The sequence below is a fragment of the Arthrobacter sp. TJ-266 genome (assembly GCF_058269115.1).
The window spans coordinates 406,622-420,710 of the sequence record NZ_JBZCNC010000003.1; the positions used below are offsets into that span (position 1 = coordinate 406,622).

Below are 14,089 nucleotides of genomic sequence, written 5' to 3' on the forward strand. Positions count from 1 at the left end.
CGGCACAGTGGCGCGGTGACGATAGTCGTTGAGGCCGACGCTGCCGATGAGGACAGCGGATCCGCCAACCGTTCCCGAGGGTCTGCGTGCCCGTCCCTCCTCCCGACCGGGCACGGCCACCGACGCCGGGACATCCAGGGCCTGCGAGCTGTCGCCGTCCTCCTGGTGGTCGTCTACCACCTCGTGCCCGAACTCCTGCCCGGTGGCTTCGTCGGCGTCGACGTCTTCTTCGTCATCTCGGGTTACCTGATCATCGGCTCCCTGGCGAAGGAGGCGATCACGTCCGGCCGGATCGACCTCGCCGCCTTCTACCGCCGGCGCATCAGGCGCCTCATCCCGGCCGCCACTGTTGTCCTCTCGCTCACCACGCTGGTGAGCCTCGCCGTCCTGCCCGCGAACAGGTGGGCGCAGCTCGCGCGGGACGCAGCAGCCTCGGCGCTGCAGGTGCAGAACTGGAATCTCGCCCTCGGCTCCACGAGTTACGAACAGGCCGGCGGTCCGGTGTCGATCTTCCAGCACTTCTGGTCGCTCGCGGTGGAGGAACAGTTCTACCTCGTGATGCCACTGCTCATCCTCCTCGTGGTGGTGACCATCCGGTCCGGCCGCGGCGGTGACCTCCGACGGCGACGCCGCCTCATCCTCACCACCCTCACCCTCGTGGCCGTGGCCTCCATGATTCACTCCGTCGTGTGGTCGGCGACAGCACCGGACATCGCCTACTTCGCCACCACCACCAGGCTCTGGGAGCTCCTCGCCGGCGGCATCCTCGCCATCCTCGCCCCGCGGGTGGGCGCGCGGGGCGCCGGCCTCGCCGTCGTGGCCGGCGGCCTCCTCATCGGGTGGAGCGCGGCCACCTACACGACCGCCCTGGCCTTCCCGGGATGGGTGGCCGCCGTACCGGTCGCGGGTGCTCTGCTCGTGCTCTGGGCCGGGTCCGTCCCCGCGGGGGGTCCGGGGCGGCTCCTCGCCCTCCGGCCCGTCGTCTTCGTCGGCGACATCTCGTACTCCCTCTACCTGTGGCACTGGCCGGTCATCGTGCTGTACCTGTTCGTCGCCGACCGCGCAGCGGGACACATCGACGCGGTCGTGATCCTGCTGCTCTCGGTGGGTCTGGCGTGGGTGAGCACGCGCTACGTGGAACTGCCCCTGAATCGCGCACGGACCTCGGGCCGGCGAACCCTCGGTTCAGGCTCTCCGGGCCGCGAACTGAAGCGGTACTCGTACGTCCTCGGGGCGGGCATGCTCGTGCTCTCGCTCACCGCGGCCGCCCTGCCCTGGGGTCTGATCACGCTGAAGAGCAGTCGCGAGATCATCGGCACCCTCGATCCCGTCCTGTATCCCGGAGCGGCGGCATGGGACCAGGAACCGGGACCGGACGCGCCGATCCGGCCCGATGCCGCCGTGGCGTTCGAGGACCAGAACGTCCTCGCGGGGAACGGATGCCTGCTCTGGGATCCCGAGGAGATGGCGGCGGACGAGTGCCGCTTCGGAGCCGCCGACGGCGGATCACGCGCCGTGCTGGTCGGGGACTCGCACGCGGCGCAGTTCATGACCCCGCTGGACGCCGTTCTCGGGCAGGAGGGCTTCGCCCTCGACGTCCAGGTGAGGAACGGCTGTCCGTTCAATGCGGAGCCCCTCGGGAGCAACGGGGCCTACTTCCAGGACTGCATCGAGCGGAACCAGCTGACGCTCGAGGGACTCCTCACCGATCCTCCCGACATGGTGATCACCAGCAACCTGCGGCCTGCGGGGTACGAACGTGAGCTGTCGTGGTCCTGGCAGGATCGGGAGGCCACGATCGAGGGCTACCGTGCCCTGTGGCAGCCCCTCGTCGACGCCGGGATCGACGTCCGCGTCATCACGGACTCGCCCCTGCCCTCCCGGCCCGCGCCCGAGTGCGTGGCAACCGCGGACGACGTCGCCGCGGAGTGTGTCGACCGCTCGGACGAGGTCGCGTCCCAGGACCCGATGCTCGAGGCGGCGGACGGCCTCGAGGGCGTGACCGTCGTCGACCTCTCGCCGTCCTTCTGCCGTGACGGGGCCTGCCCCTACGTGATCGGTAATCTGCTCGTCTACCGCGACAACCACATCAGCGACACCTACGCGTTGTCCCTGGCCGAGCCGCTCCGCAGGTCGCTCTTCGGCTTCTGACAGACGAAGCGGCCTGTCGGCGATGTGCACAGCGTGTGCACGAAGTTATCCACAGCTGTGCACATGATTGTTGATGCTTCACGCGAAACCGGGCGATTCCGCGCCTACGTTATCCACATCTGTGGAATTACATGTGTGTAAGTTGTCCCCGATGTGGATAAACCCTGTGGACAACCGCCACCAGCGCCCGGTCCACACAGCACGAGGGCCGGTACATGTGTACCGGCCCTCGTGATGGGGTTGACCAGGGGTCAGAACGCGGTCAGAACGGCAGGAGCGCCACTCCGAGCGCCGTCAGCGCCACGAGCCCCACCCCGACGCCGCCGATCCCGAACCACTGGGTGCGCGCCTGTCGGGCACCGCGAGGGGCGTAGGCGATCGCGGTGGCACACGCAGCGCCGGCGACGAGACCGCCGAGGTGGGCCTGCCACGCGACGTTCGGCACGATGAAGCCGAGCACCGCGTTGATCGCGATCAGCACCACGATCTGCCGTACGTCCCCACCCCGCTTGCGCTGGATGATGAACAGCGCCCCGAAGAGCCCGAACACCGCGCCCGATGCTCCGACCACGTACTGTCCGGGGTTGCTGAGCAACAGCACCCCGATGGACCCGCCGAGCGCGGACAGGAGGTAGAGCGTCAGGAAGCGAGCCCGTCCCATGGCCGGCTCGAGCTCACGCCCCAGGATGAACAGGGCGTACATGTTGAAGCCGATGTGCACGATCGAGCCCGGCGAGTGGAGGAACGCCGCCGTCAGCATGCGCCAGGGCTCCGCGGGGAGCCCGGCGGAGGCGACCCCCGCGGTGTCGACGGGCCGGTAGGCGAACACCTGGATGAACCCGGGGATCACCATCTGGAGCAGGAAGACGACGGCGCACAGCCCGATCAGGGTGTACGTGACGATCGGTGTGCCCCCGCGCGCGACTCCGCCGAACGCGTTCTTCCGGACCGGCGCGTTGGCGGCCTGCTCGCGGACGCAGTCCACGCACTGGAAGCCGACGGCGGCAGGACGCTGGCAGTCGGCGCACGCCGGCCTGCCACACCGCTGGCACCGCACGTAGCTGACGCGGTCGGGGTGCCGCGGGCAGACCGGCGCCTGCTCACTGCCGGCGTCGGGCGCGGGGACTCCGTAGGACATTCGGTTAGAGCTGTTCCACGGTGATGCTCTCGATGACGACGTCCTCGAGGGGCTTGTCCCTTCCGTCCGTGGGGATGGAGTTGAGCTTGTCGACGACGGCGCGTGATTCCTCGTCGGTCACGTCACCGAAGATGGTGTGCTTGCCCTGGAGCCAGGTGGTGGGCACGGAGGTGATGAAGAACTGCGAGCCGTTGGTGCCGCGGCCGCCCTGCAGGCCAGCATTGGCCATGGCGAGCTTGTAGGGCTCGTTGAACGTGAGGTCGGGGTTGATCTCGTCGTCGAACTTGTAGCCGGGGCCACCGATGCCCTGGCCGAGGGGATCGCCGCCCTGGATCATGAAGTCCTTGATGATGCGGTGGAAGATGGTCCCGTTGTACAGGGGTGCGTCCGTCTCCTCACCGGTCTGCGGGTGTGTCCAGGTGATCTCGCCCGTGGCGAGGCCCACGAAGTTGTTGACCGTCTTCGGGGCGTGGTTCCCGAACAGGTTCACCTTGATGGTGCCCTGGCTCGTCGTGATGGTCGCGTGTGCGGTTGGGATAGCAGTCATGGGGCCATTGTTCCACGGTGCTCCTGACAATCCGCTGGACCGCAGCCATTCCGCGCACAGTGAAACCGGGTGCAGAGGAGGTGTTCCGGCCCCTGCTCGCAATAGCACGGTCTGCACTTGCCACGTAGGCTGATGAGGACGAGCAACCATCCCCTGGAGGTTTTTGTGAAGAAGAACGATCGCATGACGCACGAGCTCGAGGAAGGGTTCGCCGCCGGACTGGCCGCCGGACTGTCCACCAATGTCGCGGCCGCGCAGACGTGGGCACAGCCTCACGTGAGTGCCGCGCAGACCTGGGCACAGCCTCACATGAGTGCCGCGCAGACCTGGGCGCAGCCCCACGTGGACTCGGCCTACGGCTGGGCCAAGCCGCGCCTCGAGAAGGGGCTCGAGACGGCCATGCCCGCGCTTCAGGACACCGTCCGCAAGGCATCCGAGGGTATCTCGGGCGGCATCGCCGTCGTCACGCCGAAGATCCAGGACGGAATCGACAAGGTGGGGCCGAAGATCACGCAGGTCATCGACGAGACCACCCCGAAGATCCAGGGCACCCTCGACAAGGCGGCGCCCGCGATCACCTCGGCGAAGGCGAAGGTCGTGGACGATTACCTGCCCGCACTGTCGTCCAAGCTCGGCGAAGCCGCTGACAGCGCATCCCGTTCCCTGGCTTCCGCGACCGTCCACCCCACGGTCGAGAAGGCGGTCACGAAGGTGACGGGCGACAAGAAAGCCGTGAAGAAGGCCCGGAAGCACCTCGTCGCCGTCGCGCAGCAGGCGTCCAAGGACCTCGGCAAGAGCAAGAAGCGGTCCTCCGGCAAGGGGTGGCTGGTCTTCGGTGTCATCGCCGCGGCCGTCGTCGCCGTCGTCGCCGCCTGGCGGGCGTCCAAGCCCGTCGAGGATCCCTGGAAGACCCCCGCACCGATCAAGGCGAACCCTGCACCGGTCTCGAGCCAGAAGTCGCAGGAAGCCAAGGAGGTGGTGGCGTCGATCAAGGAGGCCGCCGACCGCGCGGCCAAGAGCGACGAGACCGCGTCGAAGACCCCGGCTGCGGAAGCGACCCAGAGCGTCGCCGACAAGGCGAAGGACGTCACCGATTCGGCGAAGCACGCAGCCAAGCCCGGCGACACCGCCTGAGACCCCGCCGCGGCACCCCGTTGACGCCTCCGGGCTCGCGGAATCCGTCGTGAACCGGCAGTACGGATAGACACGGACGAAGACCCCCGGCTCCTGCCGGGGGTCTTCGTCCGTTCCGGCCTCAGTCGGCGCCGAGTGGCGGGGTCGCAGCGACCCCCGGTTCGTCGCGCAGCGCGCGGCTCCGCCGTCGCTGCTGACCACGGATGACGACGGCCAGGCCGACGAGGACCAGAGCGAGCCCGGCATAGGTGGCGGCCGGGAGCTTCTCGTCGAGGAAGACCGCCGCAAGAATCGCCGCGCCCGGGATCTCGAGGAGGATGATCATGGACACGACGAGCGGGCTCATCACCGCGAGGAGGTGGTTGAACACCGAGTGGCCCATGATCTGCGCCATGAGCGTCACGGCGACGATGCCGAGCCACGCCGCGGGCGTGAAGCCAACGAGAGGCTGACCCGCCACCGCACAGAATCCGAGCAGGATCACCGCGCATGCACCGTAGCAGAGCGTGGTGTAGGTCCCGGTGGAGAGCGTGCGTCGAGCAGCGGCGCCGGCCATCTGGTAGACGGCGGCCAGCGCCCCGCCCGCTAGAGCGAGGACATCCCCGAGGAGCGCGTCCCGGGACAGCGAGAGATCGAACCCGGTGATCACCACGACGCCGACGAAGGCCACCCCGAGACCCACCACCACCGCGCGGGGCGGGCGCGAGCCGAGAAGGGCGTCGAACAACGCTATCCAGGCGACCTGCAGGCAGACGAGTGCCGTCGCGGCGGCGACGGACGTGAGCTTGAGCGCCGTGATGAAGCAGGCGAAATGCAGGGCGAGCGCCACTGCGGCAACAGCGAGCCGGCGCAGATCCGCGCGGCCGAGAGCAGCGAACTCAGCCCTCTTCGATACCGCGGCGGGGACGCCCATGAGCACCGCCCCGAGCAGGTTGCGCCAGAACGCGATGGCCAGCACCGGCGCCGCGGTGGCGGCCATGATGGGACCCGAGGCGGACACCCCGATGACGCCGAGGACCGACAGGAAGATGATCACCCGGGCAACAGTAGTGCACCCCGGGACGGCGGCCCGGAGGAATCAGGTGGTCCCGGAGACGACGAAAGCCCCGGCCTGTGGCCGGGGCTTTCCCCTTCGGTGGAGGCACGGGGACTCGAACCCCGAACCCCCTGCTTGCAAAGCAGGTGCGCTACCAATTGCGCCATGCCCCCGAACGGACCGCTTCCGGCTTTCTCACCGGATGGGCCCTAGCGAGCTATGTCGTCCGTCGCGTTGCTCCAGACGCTCTTGCTCTTCTCTGAATCCTGCCACCGCTTGTACACGACGAGACCTGCTGAAACCGCTGCTGCGATGAGCAACCTTTTCATGACCGTCTCCTAGCGCGACCTGCGTGTGATGGATCCGTGGGCGTACCAGGACTTGAACCTGGGACCTCTTCGTTATCAGCGAAGCGCTCTAACCGCCTGAGCTATACGCCCCGATACCTCTTCGGGCCGAGACACGACTTTACAGTAGTGCTTCAGCGATCCCCAAATCCTCGCGGGACCGCTGCCGGCTCGAAGCGGTCGTCGGATCAGTCGTCCGTCAGCGTGACCCCGATACCACCTACGAGGGTGGAGGAGATGTTGTACAGCACGGCCGAAAGCATGGCCAGGGCCGTCAACAGCACCACGTTCACCACCGCGATGATGGTCGCGAAGGAAAGGACCTGCGTCAGGGATGCGAACTGGCGGAGGTCGAACCCGCCACTCTCCGAGCCCGCGATCTCCCGCAGTAGCTCGTTGACCCCGTCGAAGATGCCGGTGAGATCGAGGACGGTCCAGATCACGAAGGAGGCGACGACGGTCACCACACCCAGCGCCACCGACAGCAGGAAGGACATCTTCAGAACGGACCAGGGGTCCACCTTGCTGACGAGCAACCGCGCCTTGCGGGCTTTCGCCTTGGGCGGTGGCTTGACGAGGCCGGGGCGCTGCTGACCCGTGCGCTGCTGACCGGGACGCGGAGCCTGGCCGTTCGCGGAGGCCGGGCGCTGCGCCGGGCGGGCCGGTGCGTTCACTCGGGGGGCCGTCCCGGTTGTCCGAACCTGCCCGCCGGACGATCGCGGGTTGCTGTTGGCCGAGCTCACTCGCTACCTCCGTGGTCGGGCGACTCAGCGTCTGGCTCAGCCGTTTCCTCTGTCGACAACCGTACTTCATCGGTTGTGAACTCCGCAGGATCGTCCTGTGGCGTGATCGTATCGATAACATCCACCTCCGGGCTCGCCTCGGAGGGGTCGTCGATCAGGCCCTCCTCCACGGCGACACTGCGTTCGCTGTTACGCGCGACGGCGATGATGCGGTCGGTCTTGTCCGGCTTGGCGAAGATGACGCCCATGGTGTCGCGACCCTTGGCCGGCACGCCGCTCACCGCGGATCGGACCACCTTGCCGCCACCCATCACGACCAGGACCTCGTCCTCCTCCTGCACCACGAGGGCTCCCACGAGATCCCCGCGCTCCTCCGCGAGTTTGGCCACCTTGATCCCGAGGCCGCCACGGCCCTGGACCCGGTAGTCCTGCACCCTGGTCCGCTTGGCGAACCCACCCTCGGTCACGATGAACACGTAGGAGTCGTCCGTGACCACGTTCGCGGCCAGCAGCTCGTCGTCGTCGCGGAATTTCATGCCCGTGACACCCGAGGTCGCGCGGCCCATGGGACGCAGGGCGTCATCGTCGGCGGTGAAGCGGAGGGACTGACCCTTGCGCGAGACGAGCATGATGTCGTCCTCGCTCGAGACGAGCTGTGCGGAGACCAGCTCGTCGTTGTCGCGCAGGTTGATCGCGATGACACCCGCCGTGCGGTTGGTGTCGTAGTCCTCGAGCCGGGTCTTCTTGACCAGTCCGCGCTTCGTCGCGAGGACGAGGAACGGGGACTGCTGGTAGTCCCGGAGATCCAGGACCTGCGCGATGGTCTCGTCGGGCTGGAAGGCGAGCAGGTTCGCGACGTGCTGGCCCTTGGCGTCCCGTGCTGCCTCCACGAGCTCGTACGCCTTCGCCCGGTACACGCGTCCCAGGTTCGTGAAGAACAGGAGCCAGTGGTGGGTGGTGGTGACGAAGAAGTGCTCGACGACGTCGTCGCCGCGCAGCTGCGCGCCCTTGATTCCCTTGCCGCCACGCGCCTGCTGGCGGTAGTTGTCGCTTCGGGTGCGCTTGACGTACCCGCCGCGGGTGATGGTGACGACCATCTCCTCCTCGGGGATCAGGTCCTCCATGCTCATGTCACCGTCGTAGCCCATGAGGATCTCGGTGCGTCGGTCGTCGCCGAACTTGGCCACGATCTCGCCGAGCTCGGTGCTCACGATCCCGCGCTGCACGTCCTCGGACGCGAGGATGCGGTTGAACTCGGTGATCATCTGCTCGAGTTCTGCGTGCCGGTCCTGGATCTTCTGCCGTTCCAAGGCCGCGAGGCGCCGCAACTGCATGTCGAGGATGGCCCTCGCCTGCAGCTCGTCGATGGAGAGCAGGCCCATCAGGCCGATACGGGCTTCCTCGCTGGTCGCCGATGCTCGGATCAGGGCGATGACCTCATCCAGCGCGTCGAGCGCCTTGAGGAGCCCGCGGAGGATGTGAGCCTCCTCCTCCGCCTTGCGCAGCCGGTAGCGGGTGCGGCGCACGATGACCTCGAGCTGGTGCGTCACCCAGTGGCGGATGAAGGCGTCGAGACTCAGGGTGCGAGGGACGTCGTCGACGATCGCGAGCATGTTCGCGCTGAAGTTGTCCTGCAGCTGCGTGTGCTTGTAAAGGTTGTTCAGCACCACCTTGGCGACGGCGTCGCGCTTGAGCACGATCACCAGGCGCTGGCCGGTGCGACCCGAGGTCTCGTCGCGGAGGTCGGCGATCCCGCTGATCTTGCCGTCCTTCACGAGTTCGGCGATCTTGATCGCCAGGTTGTCCGGGTTCGCCTGGTACGGCAGCTCGGTGACCACGAGGCAGGTCCGGTTCTGGATCTCCTCGACGTTGACCACCGCGCGCATGGTGATCGACCCGCGGCCCGTCCGGTACGCGTCCTCGATGCCCTTGTGCCCGAGGATCTGGGCGCCGGTCGGGAAGTCCGGTCCCTTGATCCGTGCGATCAGGGCCTCGAGGAGCTCCTCCTTCGTGGCGGTCGGATTCTCGAGGTACCACTGCACACCCTCCGCGACCTCGCGCAGGTTGTGGGGCGGGATGTTGGTGGCCATGCCGACGGCGATGCCCGAGGAGCCGTTGACGAGCAGGTTCGGAAAGCGCGACGGGAGGATCGTCGGCTCCTGGTTCTTGCCGTCGTAGTTGTCCTGGAAGTCGACGGTCTCCTCGTCGATGTCGCGGACCATCTCCATGGCCAGGGGCGCCATCTTGGTCTCGGTGTACCGGGGAGCCGCTGCGCCGTCGTTGCCCGGCGAGCCGAAGTTGCCCTGCCCGAGCGCGAGCGGGTACCGCATGGTCCAGTCCTGGATCAGGCGCACCAGGGCGTCGTAAATCGCTGTGTCACCGTGCGGGTGGTACTGCCCCATGACCTCGCCGACGACGCGGGCACACTTGTTGAACGAGCGATCCGGGCGGTAGCCGCCGTCGAACATGGCGTAGAGCACGCGGCGGTGCACGGGCTTGAGCCCGTCCCGCACGTCCGGGAGGGCGCGCCCCACGATGACCGCCATCGCGTAGTCCAGGTAGGACCGCTGCATCTCGGTCTGCAGATCCACCTGCTCGACGCGGTCGGTCAGCACCTCACCCTCGAGGACCTCGTCCGGCCCATTACCCATGCTGTCGTCACTCATCAATCAATCCGTTCGTCTGTCGTGCGCGCAGTGCTGCCGAAGCTGAGCAAGGGTTGCCCCTGCGTTCTGTGTAGGCGCTTTAGTATTTGCGAGGAACGAGCAAATTTCGTTGCGCCGGCAGAATGCCGGGGCGAGCCGTCAAATATCGAGAAAACGCACATCTTTCGCGTTCTGCTGGATGAAGTTGCGTCGGGATTCGACGTCCTCGCCCATGAGCACCGAGAACACCTGGTCGGCCGCGGCGGCGTCGTCCATGGTCACTTGCAGCAGCGTCCGGTGGTCGGGGTCCATGGTCGTGTCCCAGAGCTCGGTGTAGTCCATCTCACCGAGACCCTTGTAGCGCTGGATCCCGTTGTCCTTGGGCAGCCGCTGGTTCCGCGCGAGCCCCATCTTGATGACCTCGTCGCGCTCCCGATCGCTGAACACGTAGTCGTGCTTCGCGTTGGACCACTTGATCCGGTAAAGCGGCGGCTGCGCCAGGTACACGAACCCGTTCTCGATGAGCGGCCGCATGTAGCGGAACAGGAGCGTGAGCAGCAGCGTGGTGATGTGCTGGCCGTCGACGTCGGCATCGGCCATGAGCACGATCTTGTGGTACCGGGCCTTCTCGACGTTGAAGTCCTCGCCGATCCCCGCGCCGAACGCGGTGATCATGGCCTGGACCTCGCTGTTGCCGAGCGCCCGGTCCAGCCGCGCGCGTTCGACGTTGAGGATCTTCCCGCGCAGGGGCAGGATGGCCTGCGTCTCCGGGTTGCGGCCGCGTACGGCCGAGCCGCCGGCGGAGTCACCCTCGACGATGTAGATCTCGGAGCGCGCCGGGTCCTTGGACTGGCAGTCCTTGAGCTTGCCGGGCATGCCACCGGACTCGAGGAGTCCCTTGCGACGCGTGGACTCGCGCGCCTTACGGGCGGCGAGGCGTGCCTGCGAGGCCTGGATCGACTTGCGGATGACGTCGCGGGCCGGTCCGGGGTTCCGCTCGAGCCAATCGCCCAGCTGGTCGGTGACCACGCGCTGCACGAATCCCTTGACCTCGGAGTTGCCGAGCTTGGTCTTCGTCTGGCCCTCGAACTGCGGCTCGGAGAGCTTCACGGAGATGACGGCGGTCAGGCCCTCGCGGATGTCGTCACCCGTGAGGTTGTCGTCCTTCTCCTTGATGATGTTCTTCTCGCGCGCATATCGATTGATCAAGGTCGTCATGGCGGCACGGAATCCCTCTTCGTGGGTGCCACCCTCGTGCGTGTTGATCGTGTTGGCGTACGTGTGGACGCTCTCCGAGTAGGCGGAGGTCCACTGGAGCGCGATCTCCACCGACATCGTCCGGTCCGGCGTCTCCGTCTCGAAGGCGATGACGTCGGGGTGGACCACCTCGACGCGCTTCGAGGAGTTCAGGTGGTGGACGTAGTCGAGCAGTCCGTTCTCGTAGAGGTAGACGACCTCGCGGTGCTTCGGCGTGGAATCCTCGCCGGTCTCCGCCGCGACCTCGTCCTCGACCTCGTCGACGTGCTCGTCGGTCAGGGTGATGCGGAGGCCCTTGTTGAGGAAGGCCATCTGCTGGAAACGCGCCCGCAGGGTCTCGAAATCGAACTCAGTGGTCTCGAAGATCGTGTCGTCCGGGTAGAACGTCTGGGTGGTCCCTGTCTCGGAGGTCTCCTCGCCCATGCGCAACTCACCCACCGGCTTGCCGCCGTCCGCGAAGGACTGGTGCCAGACATGGCCCTGGCGGCGTACCTCGGTTTCGACGCGCTTGGACAGGGCGTTGACGACGGAGATACCGACGCCGTGCAGACCGCCCGATACCGCGTAGCCGCCACCACCGAACTTGCCGCCGGCGTGGAGGATGGTCATGACCACCTCGACGGTGGGACGCCCCTCGGTGGGGTGCATGTCCACGGGGATACCGCGCCCGTTGTCGACGACCTTCACGCCGCCGTCGGTCTGGAGCGTGATCTCGATGTGGTCGCAGTACCCGGCGAGAGCCTCGTCCACCGAGTTGTCGACGACTTCGTAGACGAGGTGGTGGAGTCCGCGCGGGCCGGTGGAACCGATGTACATGCCGGGACGCTTCCGGACCGCTTCCAGTCCTTCGAGGACTGTGATCTCACTGGCGCCGTAGGCGTGCTCGGTCGCTGCCTCCAGAATCGGGGACTCACCTTCGCCGATCAACACGTCTTCTGCGTTCAATTCGTTCTCGTGTGTCACGGGCGTAGACGGCTCCTCAACTGGGTGGACCACAACAAAGCTTCTCCATTCTACCCCGTGGAGGCCCACATAAACGCACTGACAGCCCCTCATTCGCCAAGAATGCGCCTCCTGAGCCCATGGAGGGTCCTCCCATAGGGACCGATACGCCGAGCTACCCCTCGACGGCGCTGACGGGCTCCCAGCGGCGATCGGTCCTCGGCTGCAGCGGTGATCCCGCCGCGGTCCGTCCCCCGGTCTTGGGACCGGGCCTCGGCTCACCCGTAGGTGTCGCGCGGGCCGCGCCCTTTCACTGTTCGGCCACCCTTCCGCCAGCTGGGCGCTGCGGGACCGATCACGGACAGCTTCTTCACGACGCCCGGACCCAGTTCCGCCTCGAAACGCTGCAGCACCTGAGGCGCAATGAGCCGCAGCTGCGTGGCCCAGGCCGTCGAGTCGCAGCGCACCAGAACGGTGTCGGCGTCGAAGCTCTCCGGGACGCAGTGCGCCGCGATGTCGGCCCCGACGATCTCGTGCCAGCGCGTCAGCACCGACCCGATGGCCACCGGCGACTTCCACCCGCGCTCCGCGAGCATCCGTGTGAAGACGTTCCCCACACCCTCGGGATCGCGCCCGCCGTAAACGGGGTCGGGGGTGTGCCGTCGTCGTGCCGGGCCGGAGGGCCGCTTCGGCCCCTTCTCGCGCGGCGTCCCCCTCGCCTGGGACGCGCTGCGCAGCCGATTCAGGAGCGCCTGTGGCCCGTCCCGCTCCGGCTCGTCGGGCTCACCGTCCGCCTCCGTTTCACCTGTCCCGTCCACAACGCCGGTCTCGAACGTCTCCTTCCGGCCGTCCGGCCGCGGTATGTCCCCGCCCTGCCGGTCAGCCATGCGCATCCTCGACGACAGGAAGCGGCACCGTACCGTCGGCGGCCTCCGACGACACCTCGATCCCTCCGGGGACCACACGCAGGTGTCGCCCCTGGAGCGCAGCAGGGATGTCGTCCGCGACGGCCGCGGTGACCAGCACCTGCTCCGCCGAAGCCACGATCCCTGCCAGCCGCGCGCGGCGCTGCGTGTCGAGCTCGGCGAACACGTCGTCGAGGATCAGCACGGGATCCCCGCCGGGTGTGCGGTCCTCCTCCACGAGCAGATAGTACGAGGCGAGGCGGAGGGCCAGCGCCATGGACCACGTCTCACCGTGGGAGGCGTAGCCCTTGGCGGGAGCCTGCCCGAGCAGGAGTGCGAGTTCGTCGCGGTGGGGCCCCACGAGGGAGATCCCGCGTTCCAGCTCCTTCTTGCGGTGGCGCAGCAGCGCTTGTAGGAACAGCTCGGTGAGGGCCCCGACGTCCGCTCCGCGGAGGACATCCTGGGTCGCGACCGTCGAACCGACCATGCTGTTGACCACGCCGTCGTCCTCCGCGGACGGGTCCACACCGGCGGAGACCGAGGAGACGTAGGTGAGCCCCGCCTTCTTGGATCCGTCGGTCAGCTCCGTGTACGCGCGAGCCACCAGCGGGCTGAGGCGGTCCACGAGCTCGAGCCGCGCGAACAGCAGGCGCGAGCCGGCCTCGGCCAAATGCTGATCCCAGACGTCGAGCGTCGCCTCGTGCGCCGTCGAGAATCGTCCTGCTGAGCGCGCCGACTTCAGGAGGGCGTTGCGCTGCTTCAGAACGCGTTCGTAGTCGGCACGGAGCGCCGACTGGTGGGGCAGCAGTGACACGAGGACGTCGTCGAGGTAGCGGCGCCGTCCGGACGGATCACCCTTGACCAGCGCGAGGTCCTCGGGCGCGAAGAGCACCGTCTTCAGGATGCCCGCGGCGTCGCGGGCTCGTACCGGGTTCGCCCGATTGATCCTGGCGCGGTTCGCGGCGTCGGCGTTGATCTCCACCTCGACGCTCGTGCGCTGGGTGCCGCGCACCAACTTTCCCCTGATGATTGCCGTTTCGGCGTCGAAGGAGATGAGCGGGCGGTCCGTGGACACACGGTGGGAGGTCAACGTGGCCAGGTAGCCGATGGCCTCGACGATGTTGGTCTTCCCCACACCGTTGGGGCCGATGAAGACCGTGATGCCGGGGTGCAGCTCGGTGTCGAGGTGTCCGTAGCTCCTGAACCCCGTCAGGGACAGGTGTTCGACGTACACGACACCCCAC

The 14,089-nt window shown here is 67.5% G+C and carries 11 protein-coding genes and 2 tRNA genes; 2 read left to right on the top strand and 11 right to left on the bottom strand.

What is annotated here, in order from left to right; all coding sequences use genetic code 11:
- Positions 1–15 precede the first annotated feature (15 nt).
- Complete coding sequence (locus tag AC4D12_RS10555; RefSeq protein WP_490949878.1) at positions 16–2,151, top strand: acyltransferase family protein; 2,136 nt, start codon at positions 16–18, stop codon at positions 2,149–2,151.
- Positions 2,152–2,413: 262 nt separating this feature from the next.
- Here the strand turns inward: AC4D12_RS10555 and AC4D12_RS10560 are convergent, their stop codons facing one another.
- Together AC4D12_RS10560 and AC4D12_RS10565 are read right to left on the bottom strand one after the other, a co-directional pair.
- Positions 2,414–3,289, bottom strand: a complete 876-nt coding sequence (locus tag AC4D12_RS10560) for a rhomboid family intramembrane serine protease (protein WP_490949879.1) — start codon at positions 3,287–3,289, stop codon at positions 2,414–2,416.
- A gap of 4 nt (positions 3,290–3,293) precedes the next feature.
- On the bottom strand, positions 3,294–3,836 hold the full coding sequence (locus AC4D12_RS10565) for a peptidylprolyl isomerase (protein WP_490949880.1): 543 nt from the start codon (positions 3,834–3,836) through the stop codon (positions 3,294–3,296).
- A 165-nt stretch (positions 3,837–4,001) separates the two neighbouring features.
- Between AC4D12_RS10565 and AC4D12_RS10570 the strand changes: the two genes are divergently transcribed.
- Complete coding sequence (locus AC4D12_RS10570; RefSeq protein ID WP_490949881.1) at positions 4,002–4,970, top strand: hypothetical protein; 969 nt, start codon at positions 4,002–4,004, stop codon at positions 4,968–4,970.
- Between the two features lie 121 nt (positions 4,971–5,091).
- Here the strand turns inward: AC4D12_RS10570 and AC4D12_RS10575 are convergent, their stop codons facing one another.
- From AC4D12_RS10575 to recF, 9 genes are all read right to left on the bottom strand, one after another.
- Entirely contained in the window at positions 5,092–6,006 is a 915-nt protein-coding gene (locus AC4D12_RS10575; RefSeq protein WP_490949882.1) for a DMT family transporter, read from the bottom strand.
- A 100-nt stretch (positions 6,007–6,106) separates the two neighbouring features.
- Positions 6,107–6,179 (bottom strand) — tRNA-Ala (locus AC4D12_RS10580).
- Between the two features lie 36 nt (positions 6,180–6,215).
- The gene (locus AC4D12_RS10585; protein ID WP_490949883.1) at positions 6,216–6,335 is read right to left on the bottom strand and encodes a DLW-39 family protein; all 120 of its coding nucleotides are present in this window, start codon (positions 6,333–6,335) and stop codon (positions 6,216–6,218) included.
- 37 nt (positions 6,336–6,372) lie between these two features.
- A tRNA-Ile gene (locus tag AC4D12_RS10590) sits at positions 6,373–6,446 on the bottom strand.
- A 95-nt stretch (positions 6,447–6,541) separates the two neighbouring features.
- Complete coding sequence (locus AC4D12_RS10595) at positions 6,542–7,096, bottom strand: DUF3566 domain-containing protein (protein ID WP_490949884.1); 555 nt, start codon at positions 7,094–7,096, stop codon at positions 6,542–6,544.
- Positions 7,093–9,762, bottom strand: coding sequence for a DNA gyrase subunit A (gene gyrA / locus AC4D12_RS10600; RefSeq protein WP_490949885.1), 2,670 nt, complete (start codon positions 9,760–9,762; stop codon positions 7,093–7,095). The genes AC4D12_RS10595 and gyrA overlap by 4 nt, the downstream gene beginning before the upstream one ends.
- A 138-nt stretch (positions 9,763–9,900) precedes the next feature.
- On the bottom strand, positions 9,901–11,928 hold the full coding sequence (gene gyrB, locus AC4D12_RS10605; protein ID WP_490950127.1) for a DNA topoisomerase (ATP-hydrolyzing) subunit B: 2,028 nt from the start codon (positions 11,926–11,928) through the stop codon (positions 9,901–9,903).
- 290 nt (positions 11,929–12,218) lie between these two features.
- Positions 12,219–12,827 (bottom strand): DciA family protein, encoded by a 609-nt coding sequence (locus AC4D12_RS10610; protein ID WP_490949886.1) that lies wholly within the window; start codon positions 12,825–12,827, stop codon positions 12,219–12,221.
- Entirely contained in the window at positions 12,820–14,079 is a 1,260-nt protein-coding gene (recF, locus tag AC4D12_RS10615) for a DNA replication/repair protein RecF (protein WP_490949887.1), read from the bottom strand. Before recF ends, AC4D12_RS10610 begins: the two co-directional genes overlap by 8 nt.
- Between the last annotated feature and the right edge of the window lie 10 nt (positions 14,080–14,089).